Here is a 10,049-nt window from a genome sequence, read left to right as displayed (position 1 = left end):
TTTCGCAGTCATGGCTGCGTATACTCATGCACCGCCCAACCACCGATATCCCTGACATGCGCCCATTTTGGAACCCACTGACTGCCGCGCTGATGCTGAGCCTGGCAGTCACCGCCGCGGCGGCTTCCCCGACACCCCAGGAAAACCGCCAGGCCTTCGAGCGCGATGTCGACGCCATGATGCAGGGCTATGTATCGAAGCAGGACTGGGCCGGCAACGTCGCGATCGTCTACGCGGGCAGGCAGGTCGTGCGCAGCGCGTATGGCATCGGCGACCGCACGTGGCAGTTGCCGACCCGTCCCGATGCGGTCTATCGGATCGGCTCGACCACCAAGATGTTCACCGCGGTGGCGGCCTTGCAGCTGGTCCAGGCAGGGGCTTTGTCGCTGGATGCTTCGGTGCGGACGTATCTCCCCGACCTGCCGGCGGCATGGCAGCCGATCACGGTCAGGCATTTGCTGAATCACACGAGCGGCGTGCCCGAATACCTGTCGAGCACCAATTCCTTCCGTACGCTGGTGCGGGTCGACCGCACGCCGGCCGAAGTACTGGCGCTCGTGCGGGAGCAGCCATTGCACTTCGCGCCAGGCAGCAAATACGAGTACTCGAACACGAATTACGTGGCGCTCGGCCTGGTCATCGAAAAGCTGACCGGCAAACCGTACGCGGAAGTCGTCGAGACCCGCTTCCTGCGGCCCCTGGGCATGACGCATTCGGGCTACTTCGACGATACCCGGATCGTGCCATCCCTGGTGCCGGGCTATCTGCGCGAGGGCGACAGGCTGCAGAACATGTTCTACACCGCGCCGAGCATGATCTACGCCGCCGGTAACCTGTATTCGTCCATCGACGACATGCTGCTCTGGGACCGCGCGCTGCACGACACCGACGCATTGGGCCTGGACCCGGCGCTCAGGACGGAGATGTTGCGCAACCAGGGGTTCGGCTATGGATTCGGGGCGTTTATCGAGACGATCGATGGCGAAACCGCGGTCGGCCACGGCGGCAGCTTGCCCGGCTACCAGGTCGGTTACGAACGCTTCACGCGCCTGCCGCTGACCGTCCTCGTGATGTCGAACGTATTTCCCATGAATGTCGACCGGATGGCGTCCGACCTGGCAAAGCTGTTCTTCAAGTATTGCGGCAAGACGGCACCGGCCGGGCAATGCGATCTGGCGACGCCTGCCCGCGGCCGGTAGGCCAGCGTCAGCGTCGTCGACAGCTCAGTGCTTGCGATGAAACCGTCGGGCACTGACCGGCTTGCCCGTGGCGTATTCGATCAGTTCGATATGGCGGGTATCGTAGATCAACGGATAATTGATTCTGACCTGATCGCCGGGACTGCCGCAGGTGCCGGGGCTCATTTGCAGCAGATAGGTCGGTATGCTGCCCGGCGCCCCCGCGATGAATTTGGTGCCGCGCGCATTGGTGTACACCGTGCCCGGTCTTTCCTTTTTCAGCGTGAACTGCCGGTCGCATTTGGACAGCGACTTGTCCTTTGCATGCCATGACATGGTGTCGCCCCGGATGACCAGGGTCGTGTAGCCCGCCTGCGGTTCCGGATCGTCGTCAGCGTGCCAGCGGCCCGCAAACGGCAGAGACTCGGCGTGGAGGGATGAAAGAGCGCCCAGGCCGAGGAACAAAGCGAGCAGTTGCGCCCGACCTCTCGAGCCCAGGGATGTTTTCATGACAGTGCCGGTGATCAGAACGGTCACATTGTATCGCGCGGCCGTCCGGAACAGGTCCGCTGGCTGAGGGCTGGAAAATTTCTGCATGGAAATGTTATGATTCGGCGTGCGCTATGCAATCGCGCGATCATCGTCACGTCGTCAGCCCGTTTGAATGTACACGTCAGCCAAAAAAACCGGTCCTGAGACCAAAACACGTTTCGATTATTTCGTTTGTATCGACCTCGTGGTGGTGGCCTGCATCCTGGTGATTGCGGGGCGTCCCGATGGCCTCGCGATCACGATCAGCGCCTTCATCGTGGCAGTCTGCGCGGTGGTCTGCCGTTGCGTGACGCGCACCAGGTCGGTTGTGGCGAATACAGCCCGCGCCGCGGCGGCATCTTCGCAAAACGTCGACCACCAGTTCAGCCCGACCACGTATCACCCTGCGGAAACGGGCGCTTCCAATAGCGGATCGAAGCGTTCGTCCTGGCTGCGCGAATCCGATTAGCGGGTGGGACGTGGCGCGGTGGCGGGGGGCCGGCGCCGGCCCATCCCGTGCGAAACAGCGCGTGCAGACGGCCGACGCTGAGGCCGGCGCAGCTGGGCCGCAGTCTGGCATCGCTGGCGGACTCGTGATTGTCCGTCCAGGCCTACATACCGACGAGAAAAAAATAGTTGCCGCTACCCCTTGCAGGTGGGATTGCCGTCCCAATTTGCCATTCTGTTACAGCGCCCCGGGCGCTGGTCTCCTCTGTCTCCTCCAAGTGCAAGCTTGGATTTACCGCCTGACGCAACGATGCGCGGGCGGTTTCTTTTTTGCGTTGTGCTGAACGTAGGGTGGCCCCCGTCACGCGCGACGCATGCGATTTGCTGGCGTTACGCGTGGGCACAGGGGTGCCCACCCTACTCGAAAAAAAGGCGCCATCGGTATGGATGGCGCCTTCTTGCCCGCCCGGCCAGCCTGTCCGGGCACTGCTCCGCTCAATTGCGGTTCGGATTGTTGGGATGCTCGTCGAGCCRGTTCGGCACGCCGTCGCCGTCGCGGTCGCCGCGGCGCCAGCCGCCGCGTTCCATCACCCAGCGGCCGTCGCGCTCGACCCAGTTCGGGGCATGGTAGGCGTAGCCGTGGCGCTCGCGCAGCCAGGTGCCCCTGACCCAGACGTAGCGGCCATGGCGATATTCCCAATGGCCCGGTGCCCAGACGTAACCGTGGCGTGCCGCGGGTACCGCTTCGTCACGCGGTGGCGGCGGTGCGGTGCGGATGACGACGTCGGCGGCAGCGGGCAGCGCGGCGCTGCCGAAGGTGCCGACGAACAAGGTGGCGAGTAGCAGTTTTTTCATCTTGGCCTCCTCGAAGAGTGGTTGTAGGCCGACTGTATCGCTGTGTAGCGGGCGCGACCGTGCGGCGGCGCTCTTAACTGCGCAAGTCGCGCTTCCGAAGAGAAATGCTTGCTTGGACGGTAGGGTGGGCACCCCGTGCCCACCCTGGGACAGGTTTTTAGTTGGCCAGCGGCAGCGCGAACTGCAGCACGAGGCCGCCGCCGTCGCGGTTGCGCACCGTGAGCTCGGCGTTGTGGCGCGTGATCACGCGTTCGACGATTGCCAGGCCCAGTCCGGCGCCGTTCGCCTGGCCGCGGGCGCTGTCCAGCCGGGTGAACGGACGCAGCAATTGCTGGATCTGGTCATCCGGCACGCCGGTGCCCTGGTCGTTGATCTCGACGACGGCGCGGCGGCCATGGCCCGTCATTTTTACGTGCAGGGCCATGTGGATCTCCGTCACGTCGGAGCCCGGCGTCTTGCCGTAGCGGCGCGCGTTCTCGATCACGTTGTTGATCACGCGGCGCAGGTCGGTCGTGTTGCCCATCACATGGATGCTTGGCTCGATGTCGGTCGTCGTGCGCACGTCCGCCTGGCGGGCGGCCGCGTGGGCGCAGTCTTCCAGCAGTTCGGACAGGTCGACCGGCACGAACGACGCGCTCTCGGTGGGGCGCGCGAAGTCGAGGAACTGGCCGATGATGGCGTCCATCTGGGCGATGTCGGATTGCATGCCGGTGCGCGCGTCGTCCGACAGCGGCGCCATCTCCACTTCCAGCTGCATGCGCGCGAGCGGCGTGCGCAGGTCGTGCGAGATGCCGGCCAGGATGATGGCGCGGTCCTTTTCCAGCTGCTGCAGGTCTTCGACCATCTGGTTGAAGCTGCGGTTCGCCTGGATGATCTCCTGCGATCCTTTTTCCGGCAGCGGAGCAGGGCGCTTGCCCTGGGCGATGGCGCGCGCGGCCGCCGTCAGGCGCGCCAGCGGCAGGTTGACGAGGCCCGAGATCAGCGCGGCGCCCAGCAGCGACAGCACGCCGACGACGGTGGCCCAGCCGAGCCATTGCACGCGCGTGAGGCCGGGCAGCTTGTCGCGCTCGAGCATGAGCCAGTACTTGTCGCCGTCGATGTCGAAGCTGACCCAGAAGCCGGGGATGTCGTTCACCTGGCGCGAGAAGCGCGTGTCCGGGCCCAGCTTGTCGCGCACCATCGAGGCCACCTCCGGCATCAGCGAGTTCGGCGGCGGCGGTTCGACGACGTCCGTCGGCTTCATGTCGTAGATGCGGATGCCTTCGTTCGACACCAGTTCGAACAGCAGTTCGCGCCGCAGGTCGGGGGCCGAGTGCGTCAGGGCGGCCTTCGTGATGGTGACGACGGAGACGAGCAGCTCGGCCGTCTGCTCGACCTGCGGGCCGCGCTGGAACACGTTGAGCATGCCGATCCACGAGGCCATCGACAGGCCCGTAAGGACGGACAGCAGGAAGAAGGTGCGCCAGAACAGGCCACTCTTCATCCTGCCGAGCAGGCGCGGCATGCCCTGTTCCTTCGGGGTTGAAGCGAACACTAGCGCGGCTGGCCTTCAGGAATGAATACGTAGCCCAGGCCCCAGACGGTCTGGATGTACAGCGGGCTGGAAGGATCCGGCTCGATCAGCTTGCGCAGGCGCGAGATCTGCACGTCCAGCGAGCGGTCGAAGACTTCGTACTCGCGGCCGCGCGCCAGTTCCATCAGCTTCTCGCGCGACAGCGGCTGGCGCGCATGGCGCGCGAACACCTTCAGCACGGAGAATTCGCCCGTCGTCAGCGGCACGGTCTCGCCGTTCTTCTTCAAGGTGCGCGTGCCGAGGTCCAGCACGAAGTCGCCGAATTCGAAGGTCTGCGGCGTCTCGCTGGGCGCGCCGGGGATTTCGTCCGGGCCCTTGCGGCGCAGCACCGCGTTGATGCGCGCCACCAGTTCGCGCGGGTTGAACGGTTTCGGCAGGTAGTCGTCCGCGCCCATCTCGAGGCCGACGATGCGGTCCACGTCCTCGCCTTTCGCGGTGAGCATGATGATCGGCGTCTGGTCGCCGGCGCCGCGCAGGCGGCGGCAGATCGACAGGCCGTCCTCGCCGGGCAGCATCAGGTCGAGCACCAGCAGGTCGTAGCGCTCGCGCAGCCACAGCTTGTTCATCGCGGGCGCGCTTTCCGCCGTCACGACCTGGAAGCCCTGTTCGGTCAGGTAGCGGCGCAGCAGGTCGCGCAGGCGCACGTCGTCGTCGACGACCATGATCCGCGCGGAGTGGCCGCTGTTCGCGCCGGCCGTGCCGGCATTCGATGTGGTTGCATTCATCGCGTTCTGTAATTTGTCAGATTAATGTCGCTATGGTAACGTCTAATGGCTCGACGCAAAGGGGGTATGGTCGAGCCATTACATTGTGTTACAAACTTTACCCATTTCGCCTTATGCCTGGAGACGATTCCTCATACACTGGTCCCATCGAATCGCAGCTTACACCACAGCTTGAATTACAGCTTACTCCTGACACGGCATCGCGAATGAGGAACACCATGAACAGTGCGTTCACCCACCACCACGGAGCGAAAAAGGCAGGCCGCCTGGTCCGCTGCGCTGCGCTGGCGTGCGCTCTGGTGCTGGGGGGCGGCAGTGCATGGGCCCAGCAGTATGGCGATCGGCGCGATGACCAGGGAGCGCAGCAATACCCGCAGCAGTCTCCCCGTTTCCGCCTGCCGCCGCAGAACCATGGCCAACGCGATGACTCGCGCGGCTACGGCGACCAGCGCCGTGCGCCGCCATACCAGCAGGATCAGCGCGACCAGCGCGACCAGCGCGACCAGCAGCACGACTCGCGCCGCAGCGGACGCATGACGCCGGACGAACGGCGCGACCTGCGCCGCCAGATCAACGAAGCGGGCATAGACCTGTACCCGCCGAAGCGCCGCTGATCCCCCGACGGGTGGCCGGGCCGCCCGTGTTCCTATCTTTCATTTGTTTGATCTGAGGCAACTTTATTGCCTGTAGTTTATTTTGCAGTGACAACATGATACGCTAGCGGATAGCCCGGCCCAGCCCTCGCCGGAGCATTCACCGCACGGAGCGTATGTGACCACAGAGCTATCCGCCGCGCCGCATGCGCACGCGCAGGCGCAGACCCCGGCGACGCGGATCGCCGCGACCGGTCCCGAGCATTGCATCGCCAGGCGCGACGATGGCGTGTATGCCGATCCCTCCGTGCTCGGCACGACGCTGGTTGCCGCCATCGACAACGTCTACCGCGCCGGCAACTACTTCGTCGGCATCGATTATCCGGTCCTGCTGAAAGCCCTGTTCGACCATGGTCCCGAGCTGCCGCGCGGGCCCGATGGCGCCGCGGTCGTGCGCTTCGCGGCCGACATCCAGGCGTTCGACCCGGCCCGGCGCGCGCTGTACCGCGCTCCGAAGATCGGCCGCGGCTACGCGGAATATGTGTTCGAACCCGTCTGGCTGCCCGACCCGCTCGACCCGGAGGCCGAGGGCGTTCCGACCCGCCTCGACGTCGACGAATTCATCGCCGACATGTGGCTGAAGGGAATCCGCTGCGGCCTCGACCTGCCCGCCATCCGCGCCGCGCTGGCGTCGAACAAGGCCGATCGCGTGACGATCGCGCGCCAGATCGAACCCGAGCCGGGCGCGGACGCCAGCATCGTCGAAGTGTCGGACGACATCCACCGCAACGACGCACCGCGCCAGCTGGCCAACGGCCGGCTCGACCTGAACAGCTACCAGAACCGCTTCCCGCAGATCCAGCCCGGCGTGCGCCTGCTGCAAAAGCTGCCGGCAACGGCCGGCGCGAAGGGCTTCGAGATGTTCGGCACGCCGCTGCCGGCGACGCCGGGCCGCGATGCCGATCTCGCGTCGTACGCGGGCGCCGGCACGCTGGTCGAGCGCACGCGCGAGGGCGAGTTCCTCGTGTCCGGCCAGGCCGGCTTTCTGATGGTCGATCCGAAGACGAGTCAGATCGCCGTCGGCGACAAGGTCGTCAGCCGCGACGGCGTCAGCGCCAGGACGACCGGCAATCTGAGCCTGACGGGCGACTACGAGGAATTCGGCGAGGTCCAGGAAAAACGCGTGATCGAGGCCGACAGCATCACCGTGCACGGCGACGTGTTCGGTGCGCTCGTGTCGCGCGGCGGCACGATCGTCGTGCGGGCGAACCTCGTCGGCGGCAGCGCCCGCAACGCGCGCGGCGACATCCGCGTGCACGGCGTCGCCTCGGGCGCGCTGCTGCAGACGGACGACGGCGCCATCGTGATGGAGCGCGCCGAGAACTGCGTCATCGCCGGCACGCGCGTCGAGGTCGCGCATGCCGTCAATTGCGAGATCGTCGGCGACGAAGTGGTCGTCGGCATCGCCGAGGGCTGCGCGCTGGCGGGCCGGCGCGTGACGGTGGAGTGCACGGTGCCGCGCAAGCAGAGCGAGATGCTCGTGGCCGTGCTGTGCGCGGAAGGGCAGAAGATCGACGAGGTGATCGCGGCCGTCGGCCAGCGCGTCGCCCAGTTCGCCGACCTGGCCGCGCGCCTGAAGGCCGGCATGGACGTCATGACGGGCAAGGATGACGTGCGCCGCTACCTGATGCTGGCCGCACGCGTGCGCAAGGGCGAGGTGGCGCTGTCGCCGGAGCAGACGCGCCAGTTCCAGAAGATGGCGCAGGACGTCGCGCCCGCGCTGAAGACCATCGCCGACATCTCCGCCAAGATCAAGGCGATGGAGGCCGAGCAGCAGGCCGGCACGCGCATGCTCGCGGACCTGGAGGCGCAGCGGCGCGATGCCGCCAGCGTATCCGCCGTGGCGATCGCATCGGTGCAGGGGGAGACGCAGGTGCGCATCCTCGGCTACGGCCCGGCGGGCGGACCGCCGCACCACTGGCCGCCGCGCGAAATCCGCACGCGCCTGCGCGGCCCGCAGGCGGGCGAGCTGTTGTTCATGGGCGCCGCCGGCAATGTTGCGTGGAGCAGCGACACGGAGTCTGACGCGTAAAGACCGCGTGCGGCGTGCAAGGGCATATACTTGTGGGTGGCCGCGAGGCCGCATTCACAACGACTCCAAACACAGAGGGGAAACCTTGAACAGCATGCGTCCCAACCTCCAGCGCCGCCCGATCGGCGCGCTGGTCGCCGCGCTGTGCGTCGGTGCGTTATTCGCGCACCCGGCCAGTGCCGCAACGAAGAAAGCCAACACGCCCGCCGGCAAGCCCACCGTGGCGGAAGCAGAGCGCTTCGTCGCCGAATCCGAAAAGAAGCTCGACCAGCTGGGCCTCGACGCCGGCCGCGCCGAGTGGGTGGCCGAGAACTTCATCACGCTCGACACCGAAACGCTGACCGCCCAGGCCAACGAACACTACCTGACCATGAGCGGCGACATTGCCCTCAAGGCGCGCCGCTACAACGGCCTGAAGGTGTCCGCAGCGAGCGCGCGCAAGCTGATGCTGATGCAGCAGTCGCTGATGCTGGAAAACGCCGACGACCGCGCCGCCTATGCGCGCCTCGCGGCCAGCATGACGGGCGCGTACGGCAAGGCGAAGTATTGTCCGCCGGGCGGTACCCTTGGGTCGGCCGCTGCCGAGGCAGCGGTCGCTGCCGCGGAGGCCGCTGCCGCTGCCGAGAAGGCCGCCGGCGTGCCGGCCGCCACCCGCGCCGCGAAGCCGGGATGCATGCCGCTGGGCGAACTGGAAAAAGTGCTGGCGACCAGCCACGATCCGGCGCGCCTGAAGGAGGTCTGGCTCGGCTGGCACGCCCAGTCACCCGCGTACAGGCAGGACTACGCGAAGTACATCGAGCTGTCGAACAACGGCGCCCGTGCGATGGGTTACGCCGACACCGGCGCGCTGTGGCGCTCGCGCTATGACATGGCGCCGGATGCGTTCGCGGCCGAGATGGAACGCCTGTGGCAGCAGGTGAAGCCGCTGTACGATTCGCTGCACACCTACACGCGCTACAAGCTGCGCCAGGCCTACGGTCCGGACCTCGTTCCGGCCGACGGCCCGATTCCGGCCCATCTGCTGGGCAATATGTGGGCGCAGAGCTGGGACAACCTGTACCCGATCCTGAAACCGGCAGGGCTGGAAAAGGGCGAAGACCTGACGGCGCTGCTGGAAGAGCGCAAGACGGGCGCCGTCGAGATGACGCGCTATGCGGAAGGGTTCTACACGTCGCTGGGCATGCGCAAGCTGCCGGAGACGTTCTGGGAACGTTCGCTGCTGACCAGGCCGCGCGACCGCGAAGTCGTGTGCCACGCATCGGCCTGGGACCTGGACGGCAAGGACGACGTGCGCGTGAAGATGTGCATCACGCCGACGGCCGAGGACTTCCGCGTCATCCACCACGAGCTGGGCCACCTGTACTACGACCTCGCATATAGTACTCAGTCGCCGCTGTTCAAGAGCGGCGCCAACGACGGCTTCCACGAAGCGATCGGCGACACCGTCGCGCTGTCGATCACGCCGGCCTACCTGAAGAAGATCGGCCTGATGAAGACGGATCCGGATCCGCAGCAGGAAATCGGTCCGCTGCTGTACACGGCGCTGCAGAAGATCGCATTCATGCCGTTCGCGTACAAGGTCGACAAGTGGTGCTGGCAGGTGTACGGCGGCCAGGTCAAGCCGGCCGACTACGACAAGGCCTGGTGGGCGCTGACGGAGCAGTACCAGGGCGTCTCGCGTCCGGCCCCGATGACCGGGGGTGGCTTCGACGCCGGCGCCAAGTTCCACGTCGCCAGCGATACCCCGTACGCACGCTACTTCCTGGCCCACGTGCTGCAGTTCCAGTTCCACCGCGCGCTGTGCAAGGAAGCGGGCGACACGGGACCGCTGTACCGCTGCTCGATCTACGGCAACCAGAAGGCCGGCGCCAAATTCCAGCAGATGCTGGAGATGGGTACGAGCAAGTCGTGGCCGGAAGCGCTGAAGGCCGTCACGGGGTCGGAGAAGATGGATGCGACCGCGATGCTCGAATACTTCGCGCCGCTCAAGACGTGGCTGGATGAGCAAAACAAACAGCTGGCGATCGAAGACGCAAAGCTGAAGCGGTAACCATC

General features: G+C 66.1%; 9 protein-coding genes. 5 read left to right on the top strand and 4 right to left on the bottom strand.

The features are described from left to right. Positions 1–92 precede the first annotated feature (92 nt). Positions 93–1,199, top strand: coding sequence for a serine hydrolase domain-containing protein (locus AC1DYX_RS04960; protein ID WP_477256879.1), 1,107 nt, complete (start codon positions 93–95; stop codon positions 1,197–1,199). 24 nt (positions 1,200–1,223) lie between these two features. Here the strand turns inward: AC1DYX_RS04960 and AC1DYX_RS04955 are convergent, their stop codons facing one another. Then, the gene (locus AC1DYX_RS04955) at positions 1,224–1,775 is read right to left on the bottom strand and encodes a hypothetical protein (RefSeq protein WP_477256877.1); all 552 of its coding nucleotides are present in this window, start codon (positions 1,773–1,775) and stop codon (positions 1,224–1,226) included. 67 nt (positions 1,776–1,842) lie between these two features. Here AC1DYX_RS04955 and AC1DYX_RS04950 point away from each other — a divergent pair, with 67 nt between their 5' ends. After that, on the top strand, positions 1,843–2,178 hold the full coding sequence (locus tag AC1DYX_RS04950; RefSeq protein WP_477256875.1) for a hypothetical protein: 336 nt from the start codon (positions 1,843–1,845) through the stop codon (positions 2,176–2,178). Between the two features lie 473 nt (positions 2,179–2,651). On the opposite strand, the gene AC1DYX_RS04945 is transcribed toward AC1DYX_RS04950, so the two are convergent. The 3 genes from AC1DYX_RS04945 to ompR all read right to left on the bottom strand — a co-directional run bounded on the left by AC1DYX_RS04945 (position 2,652) and on the right by ompR (position 5,309). Next, positions 2,652–3,011: a YXWGXW repeat-containing protein gene (locus AC1DYX_RS04945; RefSeq protein ID WP_477256873.1), complete on the bottom strand. Its 360-nt coding sequence runs from the start codon at positions 3,009–3,011 to the stop codon at positions 2,652–2,654. Between the two features lie 157 nt (positions 3,012–3,168). Then, complete coding sequence (locus AC1DYX_RS04940; RefSeq protein ID WP_477256870.1) at positions 3,169–4,515, bottom strand: ATP-binding protein; 1,347 nt, start codon at positions 4,513–4,515, stop codon at positions 3,169–3,171. Between the two features lie 29 nt (positions 4,516–4,544). Next, positions 4,545–5,309 (bottom strand): osmolarity response regulator transcription factor OmpR, encoded by a 765-nt coding sequence (gene ompR, locus AC1DYX_RS04935; RefSeq protein ID WP_477256868.1) that lies wholly within the window; start codon positions 5,307–5,309, stop codon positions 4,545–4,547. A gap of 218 nt (positions 5,310–5,527) precedes the next feature. On the opposite strand from ompR, the gene AC1DYX_RS04930 reads away from it, so the two are divergent. The 3 genes from AC1DYX_RS04930 to AC1DYX_RS04920 all read left to right on the top strand — a co-directional run bounded on the left by AC1DYX_RS04930 (position 5,528) and on the right by AC1DYX_RS04920 (position 10,044). After that, a complete protein-coding gene (locus tag AC1DYX_RS04930) occupies positions 5,528–5,923 on the top strand; it encodes a hypothetical protein (RefSeq protein ID WP_477256866.1) in 396 nt (131 codons plus the stop codon). A 157-nt stretch (positions 5,924–6,080) separates the two neighbouring features. Then, the gene (locus AC1DYX_RS04925; protein ID WP_477256864.1) at positions 6,081–7,994 is read left to right on the top strand and encodes a flagellar assembly protein A; all 1,914 of its coding nucleotides are present in this window, start codon (positions 6,081–6,083) and stop codon (positions 7,992–7,994) included. Between the two features lie 94 nt (positions 7,995–8,088). Then, positions 8,089–10,044, top strand: a complete 1,956-nt coding sequence (locus AC1DYX_RS04920; protein WP_477256862.1) for a M2 family metallopeptidase — start codon at positions 8,089–8,091, stop codon at positions 10,042–10,044. Positions 10,045–10,049 lie beyond the last annotated feature (5 nt).

The organism is Massilia sp. P2_C2 (assembly GCF_056404615.1).
This window is presented reverse-complemented; position numbering and strand designations above follow the sequence as displayed.